This is a genomic window from Olsenella sp. oral taxon 807, from assembly GCF_001189515.2.
Lineage (GTDB): Bacteria > Actinomycetota > Coriobacteriia > Coriobacteriales > Atopobiaceae > Olsenella_F.
Map to the genome: position 1 here is coordinate 295,158 of NZ_CP012069.2, position 26,257 is coordinate 321,414.

A 26,257-nucleotide genomic window follows, 5' to 3' on the forward strand; every position below is an offset into this window, starting at 1 on the left:
GTCACGTAAGGAGGTGGTGCCATAGGACGCAGAGTCCGTAACAGGGGACTTACCCTGGTCGGTTCGCCGAGACAGGCACGTGCGGGCTGTTCAGGTAAGTGCAGTGCGACAACAATAACAGAGCGAAAGGAATCACACATGAACGGAAAACCGATGGCAATACGCAGCAGGTTGGGTACCCTGCTTGCGTCCATTGCCCTGGCGGCGTCTTTGGCGCCCACGGTGGCTCTCGCTGACCCGACTAGCCCCACGGATGTCGCGGACAGCAAGGTGACCATTACCGACCTAGTAGACGGTGATGTGGTCAGTGCGTACCAGATAGCTGATGCCGATATTGATGCAACAGGCAACCTGACATACAAGATGGCCAACAATTTGCCTGCAGACTACAACGAGATTGGCAAGTTCGGGGCGATCGCATCGGACGGCACCACTTTCGTGCAGAACTCTGAGATACAGAAGGTGGCATCGGCGGTAGCAAAGTCGTTCTCCGATGCGAGCGTCGCTGCGAAGGCGACCGCGACCGCAGCAAATAAGTCGGCTGATCTCACCCTTGGCAGTGGCTACTACCTGATTCGTGTCACGAGCACGAGCGGCACGGCGCGGGTCTACCAGAACATGATCATCGACGTGAGTCCCGTGGTCAAGGACGGAAAGTATGAACCTCATGCTGACCAGTCCCTTGCAGTCAAGAAGACCGATGTGGGTCTCACGAAGACGGTCGTGAACGAGCAAGACAAAAAGACTGATGGATATAGCGTGGGCGACTCTGTGCCCTTCACGGTAAAGACCGCCATCCCCAGTTACCCGGCAGACTCCAAGGACGCCACGTTCGTGATCACCGATACGCCCACGAATGGCCTTGAGATTGACCCTACGTCCATCATGATCAACGGAACGCCTGCGGCGAGTGGTTCTGACTACACGATTACGGCCGCTGCGACCGGCTACACTATCACCTTTAAGAAGGACTATGTCCTCTCACGTTTCGGCCTACCTATCGTGGTGACATATAAGGCAAAGGTTACCTCAGATGCTTTCTCGAAGGCTGGAAGCGTGACGGGGAACACCGCAAAGGTGACGTTCAATCCGAACCCCTATACAAGTGACACTGCCGAGCCGAGTGACAAGACTGAGGTCAAGACCTATGGCTATGTGTTCAAGAAGGTTGATCCACAGGGCCAGCCATTGCCTAAGGCCGTCTTCACTCTCACGCTCGCGAATGGCACGGTGCTCACCTCGGAGTCTGACCAGCAGGGCTACGTGTACTTTAGTGGCCTTGCAGCCGGTAGCTATACCGTCTCCGAGACCGGCGTTCCCGCAGGGTATCAGAAGGCTCCCGACCAGAAATTTGAGCTCAATGAGGGCGCTTGCAAGGGGGATAATCCTGCGACGGCGGACGTAGAGGACAACTATCTCGTTTCAACCGTTGACGTCATGGATCCCATTCAGGCTGCGTTGCCCGCCGCAGGTGGTCCCGGCACTTTGATCATCACCGCCGCCGGTGTCATCCTGCTTGCGGTTGGTGGCGTTGTGCTCGTCCGCACCCAGGGTAAGAAGAACGCCGAGTAGATGTAACGGTTCTCTTGGACTTTGGAAGCGAGGATAGGCGCATTCGCGCCATGTTGGTGGGAGGGGGCCTGTACCCTCCCACCTCCTTCTATCACAGGGAGAGGAAAAGGCGTTCCCGTATTCAGGTAGCGATCGCCGTTTTCGTCTTACTTGCGGGCATTTTTCTTATCTGCTATCCGTTTGTAAGTAACGTTCTGAATCAGCTCGAGCAGGACAAGGTCAGCGTCACTCAGCAGCAGGTGGTAGAACAGCTTGAGCCAGAGGACCTGTCTGCCCAGAAGCAAGCTGCCCTCGATTACAATGCGCGCCTCTTTGCAGGTAGCGTCAGGGTGGTCGATCCGTTTGACACGGGAGATTACGTACCAGGTAACGCTGAGTATGAGCAGATGCTCAACTTGGCGGGAGACGGTGTGATGGGACGGTTGGTGATCCCCAAGATAGAGGTTGACCTCCCCATCTATCACTACACGAACGACGCGGCGCTAGGCCATGGCGTCGGTCATGTCGTGCAGACCTCCCTGCCCATAGGTGGAGCGTCATCGCATTGCGTCCTCGCGGGGCACACGGGTCTTCCGACAGCGCGAATCTTTGAGCAGCTTGACAGGCTCACCGTTGGTGACTGGTTTGTCATACAGGTCCTTGGCGAGAATCACGCATACAGGGTGATCAAGACTGAGGTCGTTCTGCCCGAGGAGGTATCCAGCCTTGCCATCGAGCCTGACAGGGATCTTGTCACGCTGGTCACCTGCACTCCCTATGGGGTGAACTCGCATCGTTTGCTCGTGCACGCGGAGCGCTGCGAGGTTCCGAGCGAGTGGGATAATGGGAGCGAGACCGTCGTGCGCTCGGTGAGTCCCCTCGCTACTCCTGGGCTACCCATTTGGGTCTGGTCGCTCGCCGGCGCTGGGGTCGCCCTCGTGATCGTGGTTGTGGCCCTCATTGTTCAGTGGAGGAGACGACGTGGTTATGGGCGCTAATGCGAGGCGGAATATGACAGCGGGCGCTAATGCGAGGCGAGGCTCGGTGCGTGTTGTTGTAGGATCTATTATGTTTCTGGTCGGTGCGCTTATCTTCATTTTGCCTGGGCTTACGACCTTGCAATCTCAAGAGAAATACGATCGCGAGCTGACGCGCTTCTATGCCGATGTCTCTTCTGATACCAAAGCTCCCGCCGACGCCAGTGCCCCCGTTGCAACCGGCGGCACTCCTCCTGCCGATACCAGTGCCCCCGCGACCGGCGGCACTCCTCCTGCCGATACCAGTGCCCCCGCTGCGACCGACGGCACTCACCCCGCTGATGGAGGGACATCCTTTGATGCGGCCTACCAGTTCCTGTTGGCCTACAACGAGAGGGTCATCGCTGGGACTGCTGGTGTCGTGAATGATCCGTGGGGTATCGGGAGCAATGAGGATGCGTTCAAAGGTGTGGGTCTCGATAATGCGGTCGTGGGTGTGCTGCGCGTGCCGCGCTTGAATGTCGAGGCCCCCCTGCTCCTCGGGGCGTCGAACGACCATTTGGCTCGCGGGGCATGCATCATCTCTGGAACCTCTGCCCCTTTGGGGCAGGAGAGCTCGAACGTCGCGATAGCGGGACATCGGGGAGATATCTTCAGAGATATTGAGGACATACAGCTGGGAGACACTCTCACCATCGAGACAAGGTGGGGCACCTTAGAGTATCGAGCGGTGGAGTTTCGCGCCATCGCTCCGGATGACACCGCCGCCGTGGGAGTACAGCCACATCGCGACCTGGTGACGCTCCTCTCCTGTCATCCCTATGGCATCAGTGACCAGCGCTACCTTGCAATTTTCGAGCGCTCTTACGCCGATGAGGGGACGACGACGCCCTCTAACTTTAACTTTAACGCCGTTGACACCTTCAGTCCCATGGCGGCGCTTTCCAAGGCGCTCATGCACTGCGACTCGCCCCAGCTGTATGTGGAGCGTTGGCTTAGGGTGGTAGGTTCCGTTCTTCTCGTGCTTGTTCCCCTTGGCTCTTGCGTGCATCTGGTGCTGCCCATGTTCCAAGAGGGTGGTGTCTTTCGGGGACGGGGGAGGCATATGAGAAATCGCACGTATGGTAAAGGGCGAGGTTGATCCTTGCATAGTACAGCGGCGGCGATGGAATGCAAGGTTGTGTCCCTCTCCGCTGCTTCGTCCTTTGGGACTGCGGTAGGAATCCTAGACCCGAGACCTGCTGAGCCATCTTACGGAAAAGCACATTCCACAACCCATCGGTTGGACAGACTGCGCTTTTCCGTGAGGGGTCACACGCAGAATGCGCTTTTCCGTGACCCGCAGGAGCCAGAATGCGCTTTTCCGTGAGGAGGCTCGACGTTTGCCCAGGTGAGGAAAAGCACATTCTACGGAAAAGCGCATTCTGGCTACAGTCCTTCACCAAAAAGTGCACTTTGTGATTGTGACATCACGCAAAGGTGCACTCTGGCTACGTCCCTTACGAAAAAGTGCGCTCTGTATGTGCGCTGGGGCATAGAATGCGTCTTTACGTAAGTGGTGGGTCTCAGAATGCGCTTTTCCGTGAGGGGTCACACGCAGAATGCGCTTTTCCGTGAGGTGGCTCGACGTTTGCCCAGGTAAGGAAAAGCGCATTTTATGGAAAAGCGCATTCTACGATTGCTGTGACACCAAAAAGCGCATTCTGTGCGTCTCTTACGGCAAGTCGCACGTTTCGCAATCATTCCGCTGTCAAACTTACTGTCATGCCTTCATGCGTGCAGCTTGGCAGGCATGACTTCCTAGAATCGTATGTCCCACGCTTCTCGCCCACGGTCGTGAAGATGGATGCGCGCAGGGAGAGTCTGGGATGCTGGGGCAAGTACCACACTGGTTTCTCCCTATGATCAAGGCGTAGTCGCGAGGCCTTTCGTAGCGTGCCATAGGTGGTGTACCGTCAGGTCATTGGCCCAACTGACGTGTCTGTAGGCACTTTGTTTGATTAAAGGTTTGGAGAGTGACTTCACACGTTTGAGTTTGTAAGAACATAAGTTCTTATGCTGTGCTATGATAAAGGGTAAGACACGGCGGGGGACGAGTGGAGGGGCGGTGGCCGGATGGCGCAGGCGAGACGGGACATGGGCGGGCTGAGGCCCATAGACGACCTGATGTTTCGGGTGATGGCGAGGGACAAGGCCTTCTGCGGGGAGCTCCTGAGGGTGCTGCTCCAGGACAAGGGGCTCACGGTCGTGGAGTGCGAGCCGCAGTCCACCGTCACGAACCCCCACGGCCGCTCCGTGGTCCTCGACGCCCTCTGCGAGCTCTCGGGCGGCAGGTTCGTGGACGTGGAGGTGCAGCGCACCGACAGGGACGACCTCCAGAGGAGGGCGCGCTACCACGCCTCGCTCGTGACGGCGGACAGGACGAGGCCGGGCGGGCGCTTCGCCGACGTCCCGGACGTCTGCGTCGCGTTCGTCTGCGAGTTCGACCCCCTCGGGGAGGGCAGGTCGCTGTATCATGTGGACAGGGTCGTGAGGGAGAGCGGGCGGACGCTCGAGAACGGCCTCTCGGAGGTGTACGTGAACGCCCTGGCGAGGGACGGCACGGACGTCTCCGCCCTCATGAGGGTGTTCACGGAGGCCGAGGCGTACGACGAGGGGCGCTTCCCGGAGACGTCCAGGGTGAAGAGAAGGCTCAGGGAGACGGAGGAGGGGCGAAAGGACATGGGCAGCGTCATAGAGGAGATCCGCGCGGAGTGCATCGCGGAGGGCAAGGCCGAGGGGAGGCTCGAGATGCTCGAGGCGCTCGGCCGGCTCGTGCGCGACGGGCTCGTGAGCGTGCAGGACGCCGCCGCATCGGCGGGGGTGGACGCCGACGAGATCAGGCGCACGCTCGCTGCGGAGGGGTGAGGCCGGCCGCAGGGGGTGACGCGCCCCGCCCGCCGGCGGCCGGAGGCTGTCGGGGCCCGCACGAGCGCGCCGTGTGGCCCCCGCCCTCATGAGGGTGCTCACGGAGGTGGAGGCGTACGACGAGGGGCGCTTCCCGGAGACCTCGAGGGTGAAGAGAAGGCTCAGGGAGACGGAGGAGGGGCGAAAGGACATGGGCAGCGTCATAGAGGAGATTCGAGAGGAGATCCGCGCGGAGTGCATCGCGGAGGGCGAGGCGAGAGGCGAGGCGAGAGGGACGCTCAAGACGCTCGTCCGGCTCGTGCGCGACGGGCTCGTGAGCGTGCAGGACGCCGCCGCATCGGCGGGGGTGGACGCCGACGAGATCAGGCGCACGCTCGCTGCGGAGGGATGAGGCCGGCCGCAGGGGGTGACGTGTCCCGCCCGCCGACGGCTGTCGGGACCTCGGTAGGGCCCGTCCGGCTCGTGCGCGCCGGGCTCGTGGACGCGCGCCGCTGCGGCCTTGCTGGAGATAGACCCTGACGAGGCCGAGCGCATGCTTGTGTAGGGGCCGGCGCGCACCGCGTCCACCTCTGGGAGGGGCGCATGAGACGGACAAAGGAAGAGAGTGCCGACACGAGGCGCGCCCTCATCGCTGCGGCGACGCTGGAGTTTGCCGAGCGCGGCTACCAGGGAGCGTCGCTGCGCAGCATCTGCGCGGCGGCCCACGTGACGACGGGCGCCCTCTACTTCCTATTTGCGGGCAAGGGGGAGCTCTTTGAGCGCACGGTCGGTCCTACCTTCGACCAGGTGGAGCTGTCCTTGCGCGCCCACTACCGGCGTGAGCGCGCCCACTTGGGGGATGGTCAGCTGCGTGACCTTCCGGAGGGCGAGGACCTCGCCGCCGGGCTCGACATATACGACATCTGCGCGAGACGACCCCAGGTCGTCGATGCCGTGCTCGCGAACCGCGAGCACCCCTACGTTCGGGGGAGGTTGGCTGTGCTGACCCAGATGGCATCCGAGCAGGCCTACCTCACGCTGGGCGAGGATGCGCTCAAGAATACGAGTATGCACGGAATGGATGGGCATACCATCGAGTGGCTCGCGCAACTGCAGATCGACTCCGTTCTGGGCATTCTGTCAGAGCACCTCTCTCGTCAGGAGTTCATGACGAGGCTGAGTACTGTGGTGCGTTTCCTGCGAGGGGGAGCCATCGCCGTCGTGATGGGTGAAGACTTGACTGACCTCCTGACAGGCGCTGTCATGTGATTGCTCACGTTGAGAGGCGGTTGACGTGCGCGCGCATGTGGGTGTATCCTTTTCCCGAAGGGAGGAGTTAGTCATGGTTATTATGAGTCCGCCACGGCGGGTATATGCTTCATGGGTAGTCAGAAGGGCCATCGGCCCTTTTTTCATAACGATAGGATAACAACGTTACGTTTAATGGAGGCATTCCAGAAGGGGTGCCTGAGAGGAGCAATGTATGAGAGACGCAACGAAAAGGTGCTGTCAGAATCAGGACGGGGCCGTGCGCGGGCACTTCGTGAGCGTGCAGGACGTCTGCAAGAGCTATGGCTCAGGCGAAGGCAAGGCGCAGGTACTCAAGGACCTCTCGCTTGAGGTCGCGCAGGGGGAGTTGTGCGCCATCTTGGGAGCCTCAGGTTCCGGCAAGTCGACGCTTCTCAACGTCGTTGGCGGGCTTGACGAGGTGGACTCGGGTCAGATCTGCGTGGGCGGGTGCGACGTCACGGCGCTTGGACCATCGCAGCTTCTGGAGTACAGGCGGGACTTCCTAGGCTTTGTCTTTCAGTTCTATAATCTGGTGCCCAACCTCACCGTACGAGAGAACATCCAGGTCACAAGCTATCTGTCGGCAAACCCGCTTGATATGCAAGAACTCATCGGGACCCTGGGGCTCTCAGCGCACGCCGACAAGTTCCCCTCGCAGCTCTCGGGTGGGCAGCAGCAGCGCTGTGCCATCGGACGTGCCCTGGTCAAGAAGCCGCAGCTGCTGCTCTGCGACGAGCCGACAGGCGCCCTCGACTCTGCGACATCGCTCGAGATACTGGGTCTGCTCGAGCAGGTCAACAGGAGCTTTGGTACGACGATGCTCATCGTGACCCACAACGAGGGCATCACGGCCATGTGCGATCAGGTGGTGCGCATAAAGGACGGCAGCGTTGTGTCGAGTGTGGGCAACGCGCACAAGCTGCCCGCGTCTGAGATCGAACTGTAGGTGGTCGCGATGCAAAGACTGCTGCTCAGAAGGACCCTTCGCGACCTTCGCTCCAACCTCATCCGCTACCTGGCCCTTCTTGCTGTGGTTGCGGCGTGCATGGTCATCGTCACGTCTATCGGGGTCTCTGCCCAAAGTGTCATCAGAGGTGTGAGTCAGACGGCCCTGGCCACGAACGTCGAGGACGGAGAGTTCTCTACCCTCGTGCCGCTTACGGACGCGCAGCTGGCCAAGATTCACGACAGGGGCGTCTCTCTGGAGGCGGAACCCTACCTTGACTTCATGCGTACGGACGGCTCAACGCTGCGCGTCATGGCGACGCGCGACTCCATCAACAGGGTCACTCCCAACTCGGGAAGGTTGCCCCAGGCAGATGACGAGGTCCTGATCGAGCAACACTACGCGAGGGCACATGGCCTTAGCCTGGGCGATACGCTCGATGTGGGCGAGAGGCGCCTTGCGATCGTGGGGATCGGCTCCAGTTCCGACTACGACATGTGTGTGGCAAACATGTCGGACGCTTCTGTCGACCACGATGCCTTCGGCACGGCGTTCGTCACGTCGCCCACCTACGCGCGACTGCTCGAGGGGGGTGGGGCCGCAAAGGCCGAGACCTGCCTCTATGCCTACACCCTGCCCGCCGGACACTCCTCGCAAGAGCTCAGGGAGCTTTTGAAGAACGAGGACTTCGACGTCGCCATAGATCAGGTGAGCGACCCATACTTCCAGGAGTACGTGGGCCGCAAGTTGGCAGATAGGCGCAACGTGGAGGATGCGCTGGGTAGGCTTACGGACGGGGCACGGAGCCTGCAAGACGCCCTCGGCGCGTCCGGCCTCGCGACGCGTGCGCAGACGCGACCTTTGGCACAGGCGGCCCAGGGCCTTGCCGATGGCGTCGACGCGTTTCACGACAAGGTGGAAGGTGTCCTCGACGAGCACCTCTCGCTGAAAATAGATAACCTGACCAGCTTCGTCGAGCAGGCGGACAACCCGCGTATCAAGGCGTCCGCCTCCGACGTTCAGATCAACATCGCCGTCAGCCAGCTGGCTGGTGTCATCGTCGTGGCGCTCATCGCGTACGTCGTCTCCGTCTTTGTGGTACATTCCATCGAGTGCGAGTCCACGATCATCGGCACGCTCTATGCCCTGGGCGTGAGCCGACGCCAACTCGTGCTGAGCTACGCCATGCTGCCGGTCCTCGTGTGCCTCGCCGGCGGAGCCATGGGTACGGTCTGGGGATCCTCTCCGTGGATGGTGCATGCGCTTGCCACAAACACGCTCACGTATTACTCGCTGCCTCCCATCTCCTTCGAGGTGGGGCCATGGGATGTCGCCTTTGGCGTCGTTATGCCTGCGGTGATGGCACTCGTCGTCAACGGGGTGCTCATCAGGCAAAAGCTCTCCCGTCCCGTGCTCTTGCTGCTGCGCAACGAGCCTGACGCAGGCAGGGTCTCCACGGCGCGCATCCGCGATTGGGGCAGTCGCGGCTTTGTGCGGACGTTTAGCCTGCGGCAGCTCCTGCGTGAGAGGCGCAGCGTGTCCGCCGTGCTCGCAGGCATGTTCGTGTGTCTGCTCATTCTCTTTCTCGCCCTCGATGCGGACGCCTTCTGCGAGAACAGCGCCCAGGCGGCAGAGCGGGACACGTCCTTTGGGTATCTCTACACCGTCAGGTATCCACCCGCTACGGTGCCCGAGGGGGCCCACGAGGCATACCTGAGGAGTCTCTCCGTGAGCAAGCTCGGCTACACGCTCGACGTCTCGCTCCTGGGGCTAAGGGACGACAACCCCTTCTTCCCAAGGATCGCAGCCTCGGGCGAGGGGGAGCTGTCGATCTCGTCGGCGATGGCGTCCAAGCTTAACCTTTCCGTAGGCGACAGCGTCGTTCTCACCGACCAGACGCAGGATCGTCCCTATGCATTCACCGTGCGCGAGGTGGTGCGAGACGACGCGAGTCTCCGCTGCTTCATGCGCATCGAGGACATGCGAGCGCTCTTCGGCGAGGACGGCGACTGCTACAACGCGCTCCTTAGTGACCATGCGCTCAACATAGAGGCAGGACGCCTCGACGGCACGCTCACGAGGGAGAGGGTCATCGAGAGCACGGTCGTCTGGCACGAGATGATAGGGCCGATGGTGATCTTGCTCGTCACCCTGTCGTCCGTCATCTTCATCGTCGTCACGTACCTCATGGTCAAGGTGACGATCGACCGCGCCGCACGCCCCATCGCCCTCATGAAGGTCTTCGGTTACCGCAGGGGGGAGTTGCGCAGGCTCTACCTTGACGGCAATCTCGTCGTCGTGGCGGCAGGGCTTCTTGTGCTCGTGCCTCTCTGCAAGCTGCTCATCGACCTTGCCTACCCCTATCTTGTGGCAAACGTGGGCGGAGGCCTTGACGTCACGTGGCCGCCCTCGTGGTATGCCGTCGCCTATGTCGGTGCGCTCGTCTGCTACCTGGTGGTCGAGGCGCTCCTGATGCGCCGCGTCAACAGGATAGCGCCCACCGAGGCACTCCAGACGCGTGAGTAGCAAGAGAAGGGCCTGGCAAGGCGGCCGCATGCCATCGCGTGGGCATGCGGCCTTGTCACGTCATCGAGGCCGCCCACGGGAAGACGCAGAGACGTCGGTTTCTCGTGAGCGGCCCGTCCCATTGAGGTGCGGTGGTGTAGACTGAGCGGGTCTGCGTGACGTCCTGTCCACCTGCCTTGGGCAGGCCAGCCCCATCACGCCCGGTCGTCCCGTCTTCTGTCAGAGGAGAGGTAGTTCAACCATGAAGGCACTGTTCAACGACGGTCACGTCGACGAGATCCCCAAGGATGAGGAGCTCCACGTCATCCGTCACTCCGCCGCCCACATCCTAGCCCAGGCCGTCAAGCGGCTGTATCCCGAGGCCGACTTTGCTTACGGCCCTGCCACCGACAACGGCTTCTACTATGACATCGAACTTCCCGAGGGCACGAAGCTCTCGGAGGAGGACTTTCCCGCGATCGAGGCCGAGATGCGCAAGATCGTGAGGGAGAACCTCAAGTTCGAGACCTACGAGCTCCCGCGTGAGCAGGCTATCGCCCACATGGCCGAGCGTGGCGAGAAGTACAAGGTCGAGCACATAGACGACCTGCCAGAGGACGCCCGCATCACCTTCTACAGGCAGGGCGAGTACGTTGACATGTGCGTGGGGCCGCACATCCTCTACACCAAGGCCCTCAAGGCCTTCAAGCTCACGGGCGTCTCGGGCGCCTACTGGAAGGGCGACAAGAACAACAAGATGCTCACGCGCGTGTATGGCACCGCCTTCCGCAACAAGGAGGAGCTGGCCGAGCACGAACGCCTGCTCGCCGAGGCCGCCAGGCGCGATCACCGCAGGATAGGCCGGGAGATGGAGCTCTTCATGACGAGCGACGCAGGTCCGGGCTTTCCCTTCTGGTTGCCCAACGGCATGCGTGTCAAGAACGCCCTCATGCGCTATTGGCAAAAGATGCAGGATGACTATGGCTACGAGCAGGTGCAGACGCCCGTCATCCTCTCGCGTTCCCTCTGGGAGACCTCCGGTCACTGGGATCACTACAAGGACAACATGTACACGACCCAGATAGACGACGAGGACTTTGCCGTCAAGCCCATGAACTGCCCCGGCGCCTGTCTCATCTACAAGAGTCGTCCACGCAGCTACCGTGACCTGCCACTCAAGCTCGCCGAGGCCGGCCTCGACCATCGCCACGAGCTCAAGGGGACGCTGCACGGCCTCTTTCGCGTGCGTGCGTTCACGCAGGATGACGCCCACCTCTTCATCACGCCCGAGCAGATCTGTGAGCAGGTCATCGACACCGCGCGCCTGATCACCACCTACTACGAGCAGTTTGGCTTTCCCTACAGGGTCGAGCTTTCCACCCGTCCCGAAGACTCCATGGGCTCGAGCGAGGATTGGTCCCTTGCCGAGGCCGGTCTCAAGGAGGCGCTTGAGACCATGGACACCGACTACACGCTGAACCCCGGCGATGGCGCGTTCTATGGTCCCAAGATAGACTTTCACCTTAAGGACTGCCTGGGGCGCACCTGGCAGTGCGGTACCATCCAACTTGACTTCCAGCTGCCCGAGCGCTTCGAGCTCGAGTACACCGCCGCAGACGGCAGCAAGCGGCGTCCCATTCTCATCCACCGCGCGGGCTTCGGAAGCTTCGAGCGCTTTATCGGCATGCTCATCGAGCAGTACGCGGGCAAGTTTCCCACCTGGCTCTCTCCCTGTCAGGTCAAGGTCCTGCCTGTCTCCGAGAAGAGTCGCGACTACGCGCGTAAGGTGGGAGAGAGGCTTCGCGAGGCCGGCCTGCGCGTCAAGGTGGACGAGCGCGACGAGAAGATAGGCTACAAGATCCGTGAGGCCCGCTCCATCGATCGCGTTCCCTACATGCTGATCCTCGGCGAGCGGGAGGTTGAGGCGGGCAACGTCTCTGTGCGCGACCGCAGTGGCGAGACGACCCAGCACGAGCTCGACGAGTTCATCGCTTCCATCAAGGACGAGGTCGCGGAGCGTCGCGGCTGACGCCAGGGTAGGTCGCGGCCATGTCTGACGCCCTCGAGAGACTCTGTGCCGATCAGTCCAAGCGGCTGGGCGCTGCCCTCACGCGCCTTGTAGATGCGGAAGCTGCCGACGAGCTCGTCTCTGGCCTTGCCCAGAGACGAGCCGCTGTTTGGATTGAGAGTCTGGGCGATATGCCCATCGGCTTTGCTGACCTGCGGGCGCAGGCGGCAGACGCCCACGGGCGGGGTCTTCCTCTTGTGGTGGAAAACTCCCTCGCCACGTCGTTTGGCTGTTCCGCCTGCCGCCTCGGCGCGGATGTTGTCGTGGAGCGCTTTACACGCGCCTGGCCCGAGGGAACGGGGCGCTGCGTTGCCCTGTCCGCCTCAAAGGCGTGTCCGTCTGACCTTCGCGTAGCGCTTGCGGTGCTGCCGTCTGCGGTCTTTGATGACACGGCCGTGGCCTCGCTTGTCGCAGCCCTTGTGGCCTTTCCCGCCCGCCGCCGCAGGGAGGATGACGCCGCCCAGGTGGTCGCGGCCTACCTCTCGTGCCATCCGCTTGTCGTGGCTGTGAGCTACCCGGGACTCAAGGCGAACCCGAGCTTCAGAGCTGCCGCGTCCCAGCTCACGGGAGGCTTCGGGCCGGTTGTGGACTATCGCGTACGGGGCGCTGCCGCCTGGGAGCGCGTCCGCTGTGACGCTGGCGACCCGAAGGCGCAGGTCGTCTCGCTCGAGGGGCGGCTCTCACAGCTGTCATGATGATGCTCGCCGCAGCCCGGGTGATCGCGGTCTTGGGGACGTAACCGCGACCTCGCTCACGACCGCACGCTCGCCTACGATCACGGTCTCGCTTACAGGAGCGGGATGCGTGGATCAGGAGCAGCTGCCTGCGGTCAGGGAGCCAGACTCCTGATGGGAATCACGTAGATATCCTCCTCTACCTCACGCGCATAGAGAAATGTCACCGTAAGCACTCCCACGAAGGCGGGGGAGCGGATGCGCGCTTTGGGATTGTCACCGACAATCTTATCGTGCCTGCGCTTGAGGGAGGCAATGGCGCCAGGAGCCTTTTTGTCGCCTGTCTTTGCTTCGTGCGCGGCCCGACGTCCATCGACGAGCTCTATGAATATGCGTGCGATCCTCCTTACATCAACCGTGAGGGTGCCACCCCCAGAGTGCGCTTTTCCGTGAGGGCGGCGTCACGCGGGCGCCCAGAATGTACTTTTCCGTGAGGCTCCAGCTCCAGAATGCGCTTTTCCGTGAGGTGGCTCGACGTTTGCCCAGGTGAGGAAAAGCGCATTCTACGGAAAAGCGCATTCTGTGCAGACGCCCTCACGAAAAAGCGCACTCTGACCCACCACCCTCACGGAAAAGCGCACTCTGCATCCGCAGGGTCACGGAAAAGCGCACTCTCCAACCGACGTCTCACGGAAAAGCGCACTCTCCAACCGACGTCTCACGGAAAAGCACATCCTACCCTCGCGTCGGTGGCCAAACTGCGCCTTTCCGTGAGGGCCCACAGTCAGACTGCGCCTTTTCGTGAGGCACCACGGCTATAATGCGCTTCTTCGTGAGGCACCAACTCCAGAATGCGCTTTTCCGTGAGACGGCGCCACGTTTGCGCAGGTGAGGAAAAGCGCACTCTACGGAAAAGCGCATTCTGCGCAGGCGACCTCACGAAAAAGCGCACTCTGCATCCGCAGGGTCACGGAAAAGCGCATTCTCCAACCGACGCCTCACGGATAAGCGCATCCTGCCCTCGCGCCGGTGGCCAAAGTGCGCCTTTCCGTGAGGGCGTTACGGAAAGGCGCAACCTGCGATCCCTAAACCACCCAAAGTGCGCTTTTCCGTGAGGGCCCACAGTCAGACTGCGCCTTTTCGTGAGGCACCAACTCCAGAATGCGCTTTTCCGTGAGACGGCGCCACGTTTGCGCAGGTGAGGAAAAGCGCACTCTACGGAAAAGCGCATTCTGTGCAGACGCCCTCACGAAAAAGCACACTCTGACCCACCACTTTCACGGAGAAGCACATTCTGCGTGCGCGACTCACGAAAAAGCACATTCTGCGTGCGCGACTCACGAAAAAGCGCATTCTGCGTGCGCGATGTGACGAAAAAGCACATTCTGGATGGGCGACGCGATTACGGCGACGCGACGAAGAGGCGCACTCTGCGCAATTCGACTCCCTCGACCAGAGGCGCACAATCGACAACGAAGACCAAAGCTGGGGCGGTGGCCCAGGTGGTGCCGCCGCCCCACGCAGCCGCCCCACGCAGCCGCCCCTCGCTGCCGCCCTACGCAGCCGCCCCTCGCTGCCGCCCCGTGCCGGCCGGTTCCCTACGCTTTAGCCCAGCACGCTCAGCAGCCAGTCGACGTCCGTGGTGGTCCTCATCTTCTCGATGACCGACTCGTCCTCGAGCGCCTTGGCGACGTTTGCGAGTACCTGTAGGTGTTCGTCGCCGGTACCGGCAATGCCAAAGACCAGGTACGCCTTCTCGTCACCCCACAGGACACCCCCTGGGTACTGATGCAGCGTGACGCAGGTCTTTTTGACGCTGCCCTTAGCCTCGTTGGTCCCATGTGGGATAGCGACGCCCATGCCCATATAGACGCTCTGCTCGCGGTCACGCTCGAGCATCGCATCGACGTAGGAGGGGTCAACGGCGCCATGCTCGACAAGCAACTGGCCGGAGGCCCGTATGGCCTTCTCGCGGGTGACGGAGGGGCAATCGAGCTTGATGCCGTCGCGGTCGATGGCGACCGCACGCTCGCGGCTCTCGATCTTCTCGGTGGCCTTCTCGACGTCGGTCTCTCCGACGCCCGATTCGGCCTCGGTTGCGACGAGCGCATCATAGAGGCCGTCCAACGCCGGATCAGAGAGGAAGTTGTTGATGATGATGAACTGTGCATCTGGGGCGCTCTTCTGCGCACGTCCGGCGAGGCTCTTCTGGACCACGACGATGTCTGTGTCAGCAGGTACCTCGTCCACACTGGCGTGAGTCACGACGATGTCCGGACGGTCGAGCTTGATGCGGTTGTGGAAGCGGGTGGCACCCATGGCCGAGGACCCCATGCCCGCGTCGCAGGCGAAGACAACGTGTTGGCCGAACTTTTTGTCGACGTTTGTAGCAACCGCCTGTCCGCCCTTGAGTGCGCCCATCTCGTCTTTAGCCTCATCGAGGCTCTTGATCTCGGCGCGGGCGACGATGGGAGACGCGATGGCAAAGGAGACGCCCGCCGCAAGCGCGATACCTACGAGGGTCGTGATGATAGAGCCCTGGGGCGTCATGCTGAGGATGGCGATGACGGAGCCAGGAGACGCAGGGGCAACCAAGCCACCGCCCGCGAGGGAGAACCAGAGTATCGCAGCGGCGTTGCCAACGATGGGGGCGATGATCACCGTGGGGTTCATGAGTACGTAGGGAAAATAGATCTCGTGGATCCCGCCCAAAAAGTGGATGATGACGGCACCGGGCGCAGACTGGCGGGTCGTCTCGTCCTTGCAGAAGAAGCAGTAGGCCAAAAGCACGCCAAGGCCTGGACCTGGGTTCGCCTCAAGGAGGAACATGAGTGACCTGCCCGTGTTGGCAACCTGCTCAAGACCTATGGGCGTGAAGATTCCGTGGTTTATGGCGTTATTGAGGAAGAGCACCTTGGCGGGCTCGATGAAGATGGCGAGCAGTGGCATCAGGCTGTACTGCATGAGAACCTGGACACCTGCCTGCAGCACGGCGAGGATGCCGAGCATGAGGGGGCCTATGACCAGATACGCCACGATCGCGAGCACGAGGCCGCCGATGCCGAGCGAGAAGTTGTCGATGAGCATCTCGAAGCCCGCAGGCGTGTGCCCTTCGATCAGCTGGTCGAACTTCTTGATCAACCAGCCGGCGGCGGGTCCGACGAGCATCGAGGCCATGAGCATCGTTGTGACCGTCGTCTCGCCCGTTACGGGATCAACCGTGATGCCCGAGACGATGGCGCCCATGACGGCGATGGTGGCGATGATGCGCCCGCGCTTACCCGCGATCAGGTAGCCGCCCTGTGAGGCGATGAGGATGGGGATGAGGTAGGTGAGCATGGGGCTTGCGATGGCAGCCAAGGTCTTGTTGGGAAACCATCCGGTTGGTATGAACATTGCGGTCATGAAGCCCCACGCGATGAATGCTCCGATGTTGGGCATGACCATCGAGCTGAGAAACTTGCCGAACTTGGACACCGACTCCCGTGCGTTGGCCATCTCTCTCCCTTTCCGACATGTCCGGCGCAGGTGCGCCAAGACCCTTGTCTTCTCCGCGATGACGAAAAAGACAAATGACAGTAACTATTGAAACAACAATACATTTTGTTGTAATAAAAATCTATCTTGTTCTGTGAACGGTAGAATTTTCTCCATAAACGGGTGTTCACCAACGATGATGCTAAAAAATATGTCTCAAAATAGAGCTTGACAATATTCCCACTATTGTTATAGTAACAGCCAAGAGGTGTTGAACCAATAGTCTACGCTACTGACGGGCAGCACGCAGCCAGGTCGCGCGGACGCACGAGAAGGGACATGGGATGAGGGCAAGGGCAGCACGACTCCACGCGGCACACGACATTCGCATCGACGAGTTCGAGCTTCCGGACATCAAGGACGATGAGATGCTCGTGCGGGTCATCTCGGACTCGATGTGCATGTCAACCTATAAGATGGCGATCTTGGGCACCGAGCACAAGCGCGTCCACGCCGATGTGGCCGAGCACCCAGCCATCACGGGCCACGAGCTTGCGGGCGACATCGTTACGGTCGGCGCGAAGTATGCCGATCTGTACGAGCCTGGTCAGAAGTTCACGATTCAGCCCGCCCTCAACTACAAGGGCTCGATGGACTCACCCGGCTACTCCTACGAGTTCTGCGGCGGAGACGCCACCTACTGCATCCTGCCACAGGAGGTCTTTGCTACGGGCTGCTTTTTGGTCTATCACGGGGAGGCCTACTATCAGGCGTCCCTTGCCGAGCCCATGAGCTGCTCGATCGGGGCCTTCCATGCCGCCTACCACACCCAGATGGGTGTCTACACCCACGACATGGGCATCCGTGAGGGTGGCAAGCTCTGCATCAACGCAGGTGCGGGCCCGATGGGCCTTGGTGCCCTTACCTATGCCCTCCACTGTGATCGCAGGCCTGGCCTTGTCGTTGTGGCAGACATCAACCAGGAACGCCTCGCTCGTGCCGAGCATCTCTTTCCGCCAGAGGAAATCAGGCGTGACGAGGGTATCGAGCTGCACTTTGTCAACACGGGTACGGTCGATGACCCTGTGGCGGCACTGCGCGAGATCACAGGGGGCGCGGGCTTTGACGACGTGCTCTGCTATGCGCCCGTCGCGGCCGTGGTCACTCAGTCGAGCCTGATCTTGGGCCGTGACGGCTGCCTCAACTTCTTCGCAGGCCCCACGGACAAGAACTTCCAGGCTCCCATCAACTTCTACGAGGTGCACTACGGCTCTCAGCATGTCATCGGGACTACGGGCGGCAACACGCAGGACGAGATGGAGTCGCTCGAGCTCACTGCTGCCGGTCGCCTTGATCCCGCCGTTATGGTGACCCATATTGGTGGCCTTGACGCGGTGCCCGAGACGACGCTCAAGCTTCCCAAGATCCCCGGTGGCAAGAAGCTCATCTATACTCACATAGAGATGCCGCTCATCGCCCTCTCGGAGCTGCGGACGAGGGCGGACGAAGACGGACGCTATGGTACACTTGCCGATATCGTTGATGTCCACAAGGGACTCTGGTCGCCCGAGGCGGAGCGCTACCTGCTTGCCAACTGGGAGTCGGTGGAGTAGGCGAGAGTGACAAAGCCCGAGGGGCCTTCGGCCGTCCCATGCTCGGCCCGAGCCCAGGGGTGTGGGGAAGAGGAGGCAGCGCAGGGCATGGACATGGGCGAGAGGCGCTCGGGCATCGTCGAGCTCATCAATCAGGAGGGCTATGTGTCCTTCTCGAGGCTCAAGTCGGCCTTTCCCGACGTGAGCGAGATGACGCTGCGTACCGACCTCAAGAAGCTCGACGAGGAGCGTCTCATCGTACGCGTTCATGGCGGCGCCAAGTCCGTGAGCTTTGCCGTGGGGACAGACGACCTCTTGGCACGCAGGAGCCTGCGCCATGCCGCCGAGAAGGCCGCCATCGCCCAGAAGGCAGCAAGGCTCCTCAGGCCTGACACGACCGTTTTCATCGACTCGGGCAGCACGACGACGGCCCTCGCGCAGAAGCTGCCCGACATGCGCCTTCTGGTGTTCACGAACTCTCTTACAGTGGCCATTGAGCTCTCTCGCCTCAAGAAGGTGACGACGCAGCTCGTGGGCGGTCGGCTCAACACCTACTCGCTAAGCACCGTCGGGGGAAGTGCCATGGAGTTCGTGCGTGAGATAAGCTTCGAGCAGCTGTTTCTTGGCGTTACAGGCTATGGCGAGCACGGTGGGTTCACCTGTGGGTCGGATGATGAGGCTGCCCTCAAGCGCGCTTTGGTGGCAAGCGCGGAAGAGACGGTGGCCCTCGTCGACTCGAGCAAGGTTGGGAGAAACTCGACCTTTCCCATCTGTAGTATTAGCGACGTCGCGATGGTTGTGTCTGACGACGGGGTCTCAAGGGAGTTCCGGCAGGCCTGCGAGAATGCGGGCACGGAGCTGCTATAGGGATAGCAGGGCGGATGACGGAGGCGCAGCTTGCCCATCGGGCCTGCGCATGATAGAGTATCTTGTCTAAACACCCATCGCAAGGAGTAGTTATGAAGACGCACAACATGATCCGAAGGGCCTGTCAACTAGCGCTCGCCGCCCTGATCGTCATCGGAGTGAGTGTCGGCCTCTCCGCATGCAAAAACGATGAGCAGATGGCCCGCGATAGCGCCGAGGCCATGTTCAAGGCCTTCAAGAACCCCACCGAAGAGAGCATGCGTCCCTACATGTCGAACGCCAAGGCTCCCATCATCTCGCAGATCGAGTCATACAACATTGACGTCTACGAGTTCTTGGGTCATGTCTTCAGGCACTTTGACTACAGGATCGACAAGGTTACGGTTACGGGTGACACGGCAAGTATCGAGGCCTCGTTCAACAACGCCAGCCTCTCGAGTGCTTTTGCGGCCGCAAATACCGACTACCAGTCAACAGACACCGCGACGCTTGCGCAGATCTATCAGGATGGCAAGGAAGCGGGTCTTGAGAAGAGGCTCATGGAGCTCTTCTACAAGCGTCTGGATGAGGCGACCGACCTTACGCCGACGAAGGCGACCATCAAGTTGACCAAGGAAAACGGCAGCTGGAAGGTGGACGATGGTTCCGTCCAGGACTTTGCGAGCTCCATGTATGGGAGCATCAGCCTGTCCGGTGAGGTTGAGCCCGCATCGCAGTCGCAAGAGCAGCCCGCTTCTGAGGCGCAGGAGTCCGCCTCAGAATGAGGGGAACGAGTTCGATCACAAAGAGATCGTAACACTGGACATTGTGGTGTGCAGATGCCTACGCATGGGTCTATACTGCGGTCCAAGAGAGCCTGAAGTCGGATCCTCGCAGGCCGCAGTGGCAAAGGTCCAATGCCATGGCGTGTGGCCGGCACCCGTCTTCAGCATATGGCAGTAAGGAGTGATGATTGAGATGCAAGCTGTTATGATGCGAACCATGTTACGGAAGATCTGTCGGCTTACCCTTGCCGTAACGCTCGCTGCGGGAATGACCGTAGGCCTTGGTGCGTGTAGCAACCGGCAGGAAGCTCCCACGAACAACACCCAGGGCGAGCAGACGGCTGCTGCGCCTGCCAACGGCGCACAGCCGCAGCAAGAGGCCCCCGCGAATCCCAGTGCGCCGCAGGAGGCCCCCGCGAGCTCTAGTCCACAGCAATCTGCGGATACAAATCGCGACGAGCAGGATGTGCGCGCTGTTGTCACAAAGATGCTCGACGCTGTCAAGAATCCCAGCAGGGCGAGCATGGAGTCCTACCTGTCAAACCTAGACAGCAACACCAAGGCGCAGCTCGATACCTATGGTATCGACATGTACGATTTTACTGAGCATATCTTCAAGCACTTCGACTATACGATCGATGATGTTCAGGTCAACGGCGACACCGCAACCGTCAAGCTCACGTTCACAAATGCCGATCTGATGAAGGCTCTCATGTCTGGCAGCAAGGAGCTCCAGTCGCTCGACCAGGACACGCTTCAGCAGCTCAGCGAAGGTGGCGAGAAGGCAATCATGCAGAAATACATGGAGCTCTTCTATGCCAGCATCGATGATGAGAATAACCTCACCTCGACGGAGGCAGAGCTAAAGCTCGTCAAGTCGGGCGGTGTGTGGAAGGTTGATGAGGATTCTGCCAAAAACTTCTCACATTTGATGTCTGGAAACTTCAATCTGTCTGGCGGGGGAAGATGATCCGATAGTCTCAGATAAGTCGTGCGGCAATACCAATAGGGCCCATCGGTATCTTTGCAAGCGATCGTAACAAGGGCTGGGGTGGGAGCGCGCGGAATGAGCGAGTGACGGCCTTGGGAGCGACGTGCCCCCAAGGCTGTTTTGGTCGTCAAATGGCGTGGTGGCGTTCTATGTGGGATGTCAAGACCGTTCCATGGTAAGATATGATAGATACGTATTTGTTACAAGGAGTAATGATGAACACACGTAAGACAATTTTCAAGGTCTGTCGGCTGGCGCTTGCCGTTGCGCTTGCAATAGGGGCGACCGTGGGCCTCTCTGCATGCAAGAGTGACGAGCAGGAGATCCGTGCCAGTGTCGAGACGATGCTCAACGCCTTCAAGAATCCCACTAAGGAGAACCTAAGTCCCTACATGTCGGAGGCAGACAAAGACTCTGCAGCGCAGGAGCAGCTCAAGGAGTCTGGCATCGACTTCTACGAGTTCCTTGCGCATGCCCTCAAGCACTTTGACTATAAGATCAACGAGGTAAAGGTGGAGGGCAACACGGCGACCGTCAAGCTTGACATCACCAATACCAACATCAGGAACGCCATGGCGGCCGCTCGCTCGGATGTCAGCAATATGAATGATGAGGAATCCATGCAGCTCTATCAGAATGGCGACACGAATGCACTCATAAAGAAGCTCATGGAGTCCCTCTACAAGCATCTCGATGAGTCCACTGACCTCGTCACGACGAGTGTGGAGTTGAAGATGAACAAGGAGAACGGAACCTGGACGACGGATGAGGGTTCTCTCAACGAGTTCGTGGGGGCAGTATACGGGGTAGGAGCGCTTTTCGGGTCCGATACCTCAGCCTACATGTAGGTCGCGCATCGCATTCGCGCGACTTCTTTGACATGGTGACGAGCCGGTGGCGCGAGGGGCGATCGGCTCGTTGGCGGCCTTGGAAGCGACATGGCTTCCGGGGCCGTTTCTTTCTTGCTCTCTTGCTTGGCTACCTGCACGTGGCGGTGCGTTGCTGTCTCAATCTGCTACTATAAGTTCATTATAGCCTTGTACATGTAGTCAACCTGAGGCACGCAAGGTCGTAAGGTCGAAAGGAGTCCCGCATGCAACCGGGTGAGGAAATCGAAAGTCTGCTGGATGAGCTCGAGCAGGTCGTGAGCGAGGCCAAGGCACCCTTCACTGGTGGCATGCAGAAGAAGATAGTCGACTCTCGGGAGATCTACGAGATAATCGACGAGATTCGAAGCATGTTCCCCCAGGAGTTCTCTGACGCACGCCGCATCCTCAAGGAGGAGGATGAGATTCTTGGACGTGCTCAGCAGCAGGCCGACTCCATCATCGCTGACGCCCAGCAGCAGGCCATGATACTCTCGGGGGATCAGGAGGTGGTGCGGCTCGCCCAGCAGCAAGCCGAGGAGATTCGTGGTCAAGCCTCCCAGTACGAGAGGGACACGCGCTACAACGCCGAGGAGTATGCAGATACGGTGCTCCAGCACCTGGAGGATAACCTCAAGTCACTTACGAACTCCGTGACGCGCGTACGCGAGACGCTCGACGAGAACTCAGGTCCGCGTAATCAGTCCAATAACGTCACGTGGTAGGGGGTGGAGCGCGATGCGACGGGTGACGACCATTCTCGATGACAGACTTGCCGATGCGGGAAGTGCCCTCGTCGTTCAAGGCCACATCAACGAGAGTGGCTACCTCTTGGGCGGTCATACTTTCAGACTGCCCGATGGCCTTGACTATGACCTCGTGCTCACCAACGCAGGGAAGGGAATCCTTGTGACCGGCATCGTGAGCGGTCGCGTGCTTGGCACCTGTGATCGCTGCCTGGAGGAGGCCGTCTTGGACCTGACAGGTGAAGTAGAAGAGTACTACCTCTTCAAAGCTCAGGAGGCGACCGCTGATGGCAGCGATACCCTTGGGGATGACGATGAGATGGACTTCTCTTGGGTGGGCGAGGACCACACGATCGACTTGACGGATGCCATCTCGTCTGCTCTTCTCATGGAGACTCCCTATGTGGTCCTCTGTCGCGAGGATTGCAAGGGTCTCTGTCCGGTGTGTGGCGAGAATCTCAATCAGGTGGACTGCGGGCATGGTGCCCAGATCGAGCGTCGGCGCGAGGAGGAGCGAATGGCGTCGGGTCCGTTTTCGGGCCTGAGGAAGCTCAGGTTTGAAGACGCCGACCGCGAGGCCAAGTAAGGGCGTACGGCATACGGTGAGCGAGGACATCCGGTCGGGGAGTGCTGCTGGTGCGTGAACAGTTCTGGCAGTTCTAACCCGTGAGAATGTACTTTCTGGTCACTTTTGAAATGTGGAATGACCGCAGAATGCGTCTTTGCGTGAGGGGTCGCGTCCAGAATGCGTTTTTTGGTGACGTCGCAACCGTAGAATGCGCTTTTCCGTAGAGTGCATCTTTCCTTACCTGGGCAAACGTCAGGCCACCTCACGGAAAAACGCACTTTGCATGGGCACCCTCACGGAAAGGCGCACTCTGGAGGTTGGGTGTCACGGAAAAGCACACTCTGGTAGCGACTCCTCACGGAAAAGCACATTCTGTCTGTGCGCCTTTTGGTGAGGCGTCTCGACGTTTGCACAGGTGAGGAAAGACGCATTTTGCGGAAAGGTGCACTCGGATGGTACCTCCTCACGGAAAACGCATTCTACTTTGCCGCCGCAGGAGGGTTCACCTGGACTCATTTGTACAGCACAACTAGAAGAGCAGCGGCGCTCCTGGAATGTAGCTGTATATAAGTCCCACCAAGAGGGCGATCATGAGAAACGAGCACATGGGAAACCATACAAAGAAGCCGAAGGATCTCTTTGCAATCATGTAGGTAAAGTACACAAGTATAGTGATGCAGAGCGCTATATAAAAGTATGCAATTCCAGGAAAGCCTACGATAAAGGATGCGATCATTGCGAGTTTGAAGTCTCCCGCACCCACACCACGACTATTCCACCGTTTTCTTCCGATGAACATAGCTAAAGAAAACATGCCGAAGGTGAGGGCAAATGACGCGAATCCACCAAGCAAGCTCCATGGATCTGCTATGGCGCAAACGATGCGGAAGACGATTCCGAGTGCGGCTATGGTCAGTACAATCTCGTTTGGGATGATGCGGATGAGGATATCGACCCACGAAGAGATCAAAGCTATGCTCACAAACAGGCAGAACACGATGGCAAGGGTTACGCGTATTACTAGGGGAATCGTCTCGTTAAGAGCGAGGATGCCTCCACCGATGCCGCACAGGAGTGGGTGCAGGATAGGCAACAGTATCCGGGCGAGCTTGCGTGAGCGATCGTCCGCGCAATGTAGGGACAACTCCTTGCTGCGCTTGCCCTCTTTCTGCGCATCTTTCTGCTCGCCGTCGCCCTTGCCCTCATCGGCCTGGCGGCCTCGCTCGCCCTTGCCCTCCTCCGGCTCGCCGTCGCCCTTGCCCTCATCGGCCTGGCGGCCTCGCTCGCCCTTGCCCTCCTCCGGCTCGCCGTCGCCCTTGCCCTCATCGGCCTGGCGGCCTCGCTCGCCCTTGCCCTCCTCCGGCTCGCCGTCGCCCTTGCCCTCATCGGCCTGGCGGCCTCGCTCGCCCTTGCCCTCCTCCGGCTCGCCGTCGCCCTTGCCCTCAGCCGCCTTGCGCCTTTGCTCGCGCTTGTAGTCAACAACCTTCCATGAGATCTTGTTTAGAAAGACACCGAGGACAATGCCATATATGCAGGCGAGAGAGAAGATGCTGAGCATTGCTATGGACATAATCGAGAAAACCTTCCGCTAAAAATTTTTCGAGGCTCGTCACTCGTCACAGATGGTTTGTGTGCTGAGCGCATTGCTCCGTACTATTGGTATCTTATTCCCTTTTTGCGGCTGAGAATCTGATCAACCAAGAAAAATTAAGCCTAAATCAAGCTGTCAGAGCCTGAAGCGCTCATAGTCCCTGAGAGTATGAGAGTAATCCCAATAAGGAGGTGCAGCTTCGAGTATGGACAGAGGTAAAGATGATACCCCATACCACAGTAAGAGAGGTAAGAGAGCGTGCCGCTGTTGCTTGGCTGAAGCCAGTTGGGTGGACGTGTGGCGGGCTGCAAGCGGGCTCGACTCGGCGCGTTCGGAATGATTTAGTTCAGTGCTAATACCAAGAGATCCTCGTCCCTTTGAGGCACCCCAAGTCAATCGAGCCGGGAGGGAGTGGGTCTGGCAGTGACGGTTAAGGTGGAGTGGGCACATCTTCGTGCTGGCGAAACCGTTTCCTGCGATAATTATGACGATCTCGGCGCCGTGTACCGACAGTCCTGACACAACGTAACGATGGACGTCGTCTTCTTCATAATGTCCGGCTTTGGCGTAATGCTTGGTAGCGCGAGGAGGGACCCCAAGGGCATCGCTCTAACTGGTGATGTCCGAGAAGCGTTCATCTTCGGTCGGTGTCATGTCAAGAGAACCCTGCTACTTTCGATGGACTTGACGCTTTTTCAGTCGATAATCGGGCATATAGTGGGCTCTTCGAGGGTCTATGTAGGTTAACGCTCTGATGAAGACGTCAACCTGGCGACGGCGCCACTCATGTAGAGCCTGTCTTCTCGACCAAGGGAGAGGCGGCCACCGAGGGGGCGCCGCCGGCACACCATGGCGGTTGAGCCACTCGTGCCACCCGACGCAGTTCGTGTCGCAACTCGCATCGCAGCTCACGGCGCAACAGTGTACACGAATGACCCAAAACGGCTCCGAGAGGCCATTTTAGCCGATCTGTGTACACTTCTGCGTTCCCACGGTCGCTTTCGCGACCGGACGGGGATACGGGTCCCACGACATCGACGGCCCCATGACACTCGTGATGCTAGGGCGCTCGGACCTGAGATCCACCCCACCGGGGCGGTGGCGAAACCACCCACACGAGCTCACGAAGCTTCATATAGTGCTTGCTCACTCGCTGAATAGCGTCTGCTGGCTCCCCTCATCTCTCTTCTGCATCGGTCTCGTGAGCCCCGGCCAATACGATCCATAAAGGGATGTCTAATCACTCCGAGGGCTATGGTCATTGGAGCGGCTGCCTGAATCGTGCTTTCCGCTACTTCCGGCCCCTCCTTGGCTACATTGAGGATGTCAACCTGCTCTTTGACGATCTCTGCTACGGGCAGCCTATCGCAGGGTACTCCACGTGACGGTGGAGGGTAAAGGCAATCAGCTCAGGGTACGCCTGTAGCAGAGATTTACGTTAGAGTTCGAGAGAGGCCCTGATGCGAGCTCCTAAAAAGTTCAAGTGGTGTAGAGGAAGTGTGAAACATTGGTAGCTAAGATTAAGGCGGAGTTTTGAATCCTTTGAGATAATGCGAGGTAGATAGATGTGTCTAAGGAAAATATAAGTTGACTAAATAAAAAAATTAGATTCTGAATATGGCTGTAGCTAGGTTTGGATACAATACAAATAGAGCAAAAGAGAACCAAAGATATTGGTACAATATCAACGCGTGAGAGTATGGAGGAGAGATGATCAGAAAGCTGGTCAACGAGGAGAGCGGACAGGGTCTGGTCGAGTACGCGATGATCCTTGTATTAGTCTCTGTCGTAGCGATTGCAAGCGTAACAGGTCTAAGTAATAACCTGCATAATATCTACAATAACTCAATTAATCAATTGCCGTAGAAGTGATGCTTACATCAGCAAAGCAGCTGGTG

21 protein-coding genes are annotated in these 26,257 nt (G+C 59.5%); 19 read left to right on the forward strand and 2 right to left on the reverse strand.

Features of this window, described 5'->3' with window-relative positions:
- The first annotated feature begins 138 nt into the window (after nt 1-138).
- The 10 genes from ADJ70_RS01290 (at nt 139) to ADJ70_RS01335 (ending at nt 12,918) form a co-directional block, all read left to right on the forward strand.
- Nucleotides 139-1,572: an isopeptide-forming domain-containing fimbrial protein gene (locus ADJ70_RS01290; RefSeq protein ID WP_050342817.1), complete on the forward strand. Its 1,434-nt coding sequence runs from the start codon at nt 139-141 to the stop codon at nt 1,570-1,572.
- Between the two features lie 14 nt (nt 1,573-1,586).
- Nucleotides 1,587-2,549, forward strand: a complete 963-nt coding sequence (locus tag ADJ70_RS01295) for a class C sortase (RefSeq protein ID WP_216597294.1) — start codon at nt 1,587-1,589, stop codon at nt 2,547-2,549.
- Nucleotides 2,550-2,619: 70 nt separating this feature from the next.
- Nucleotides 2,620-3,669: a class C sortase gene (locus ADJ70_RS01300; RefSeq protein ID WP_050342819.1), complete on the forward strand. Its 1,050-nt coding sequence runs from the start codon at nt 2,620-2,622 to the stop codon at nt 3,667-3,669.
- 974 nt (nt 3,670-4,643) lie between these two features.
- Complete coding sequence (locus tag ADJ70_RS01305) at nt 4,644-5,435, forward strand: PD-(D/E)XK nuclease family transposase (protein WP_050342821.1); 792 nt, start codon at nt 4,644-4,646, stop codon at nt 5,433-5,435.
- Nucleotides 5,436-5,523: 88 nt separating this feature from the next.
- Entirely contained in the window at nt 5,524-5,826 is a 303-nt protein-coding gene (locus ADJ70_RS01310) for a hypothetical protein (RefSeq protein WP_157051335.1), read from the forward strand.
- A gap of 191 nt (nt 5,827-6,017) precedes the next feature.
- Nucleotides 6,018-6,683 (forward strand): TetR/AcrR family transcriptional regulator, encoded by a 666-nt coding sequence (locus tag ADJ70_RS01315; protein ID WP_050342825.1) that lies wholly within the window; start codon nt 6,018-6,020, stop codon nt 6,681-6,683.
- Between the two features lie 214 nt (nt 6,684-6,897).
- Nucleotides 6,898-7,650: an ABC transporter ATP-binding protein gene (locus tag ADJ70_RS01320; RefSeq protein ID WP_050342827.1), complete on the forward strand. Its 753-nt coding sequence runs from the start codon at nt 6,898-6,900 to the stop codon at nt 7,648-7,650.
- A gap of 9 nt (nt 7,651-7,659) precedes the next feature.
- Entirely contained in the window at nt 7,660-10,176 is a 2,517-nt protein-coding gene (locus tag ADJ70_RS01325) for an FtsX-like permease family protein (protein ID WP_157051336.1), read from the forward strand.
- Between the two features lie 241 nt (nt 10,177-10,417).
- Nucleotides 10,418-12,184, forward strand: coding sequence for a threonine--tRNA ligase (gene thrS, locus ADJ70_RS01330; RefSeq protein ID WP_050342831.1), 1,767 nt, complete (start codon nt 10,418-10,420; stop codon nt 12,182-12,184).
- Nucleotides 12,185-12,204: 20 nt separating this feature from the next.
- Nucleotides 12,205-12,918 carry a PLP-dependent transferase gene (locus tag ADJ70_RS01335; RefSeq protein WP_050342833.1) on the forward strand — a complete coding sequence of 238 codons (714 nt, stop codon included), beginning with the start codon at nt 12,205-12,207 and terminating at the stop codon, nt 12,916-12,918.
- Nucleotides 12,919-14,502: 1,584 nt separating this feature from the next.
- Here ADJ70_RS01335 and ADJ70_RS01340 read toward each other — a convergent pair.
- Nucleotides 14,503-16,395 (reverse strand): PTS mannitol transporter subunit IICBA, encoded by a 1,893-nt coding sequence (locus ADJ70_RS01340; protein ID WP_050342835.1) that lies wholly within the window; start codon nt 16,393-16,395, stop codon nt 14,503-14,505.
- A 323-nt stretch (nt 16,396-16,718) separates the two neighbouring features.
- On the opposite strand from ADJ70_RS01340, the gene ADJ70_RS01345 reads away from it, so the two are divergent.
- From ADJ70_RS01345 to ADJ70_RS01375, 7 genes are all read left to right on the forward strand, one after another.
- Complete coding sequence (locus ADJ70_RS01345) at nt 16,719-17,987, forward strand: zinc-binding dehydrogenase (RefSeq protein ID WP_050342837.1); 1,269 nt, start codon at nt 16,719-16,721, stop codon at nt 17,985-17,987.
- 87 nt (nt 17,988-18,074) lie between these two features.
- The gene (locus ADJ70_RS01350; RefSeq protein WP_050342839.1) at nt 18,075-18,833 is read left to right on the forward strand and encodes a DeoR/GlpR family DNA-binding transcription regulator; all 759 of its coding nucleotides are present in this window, start codon (nt 18,075-18,077) and stop codon (nt 18,831-18,833) included.
- Between the two features lie 92 nt (nt 18,834-18,925).
- Nucleotides 18,926-19,597, forward strand: coding sequence for a hypothetical protein (locus ADJ70_RS01355; RefSeq protein ID WP_050342841.1), 672 nt, complete (start codon nt 18,926-18,928; stop codon nt 19,595-19,597).
- A gap of 193 nt (nt 19,598-19,790) precedes the next feature.
- Entirely contained in the window at nt 19,791-20,567 is a 777-nt protein-coding gene (locus ADJ70_RS01360) for a hypothetical protein (RefSeq protein ID WP_172674420.1), read from the forward strand.
- Between the two features lie 236 nt (nt 20,568-20,803).
- Nucleotides 20,804-21,436 (forward strand): hypothetical protein, encoded by a 633-nt coding sequence (locus ADJ70_RS01365; protein ID WP_157051338.1) that lies wholly within the window; start codon nt 20,804-20,806, stop codon nt 21,434-21,436.
- 245 nt (nt 21,437-21,681) lie between these two features.
- The gene (locus ADJ70_RS01370; protein ID WP_050342847.1) at nt 21,682-22,179 is read left to right on the forward strand and encodes a hypothetical protein; all 498 of its coding nucleotides are present in this window, start codon (nt 21,682-21,684) and stop codon (nt 22,177-22,179) included.
- Nucleotides 22,180-22,192: 13 nt separating this feature from the next.
- Entirely contained in the window at nt 22,193-22,786 is a 594-nt protein-coding gene (locus ADJ70_RS01375) for a DUF177 domain-containing protein (protein ID WP_050342848.1), read from the forward strand.
- Between the two features lie 511 nt (nt 22,787-23,297).
- Here the strand turns inward: ADJ70_RS01375 and ADJ70_RS01380 are convergent.
- A complete protein-coding gene (locus tag ADJ70_RS01380) occupies nt 23,298-24,338 on the reverse strand; it encodes an A24 family peptidase (protein ID WP_050342849.1) in 1,041 nt (346 codons plus the stop codon).
- A 1,253-nt stretch (nt 24,339-25,591) separates the two neighbouring features.
- On the opposite strand from ADJ70_RS01380, the gene ADJ70_RS14385 reads away from it, so the two are divergent.
- On the forward strand, nt 25,592-25,744 hold the full coding sequence (locus tag ADJ70_RS14385; protein WP_157051339.1) for a hypothetical protein: 153 nt from the start codon (nt 25,592-25,594) through the stop codon (nt 25,742-25,744).
- A 325-nt stretch (nt 25,745-26,069) separates the two neighbouring features.
- A complete protein-coding gene (locus ADJ70_RS14390; RefSeq protein WP_157051340.1) occupies nt 26,070-26,225 on the forward strand; it encodes a Flp family type IVb pilin in 156 nt (51 codons plus the stop codon).
- Nucleotides 26,226-26,257 lie beyond the last annotated feature (32 nt).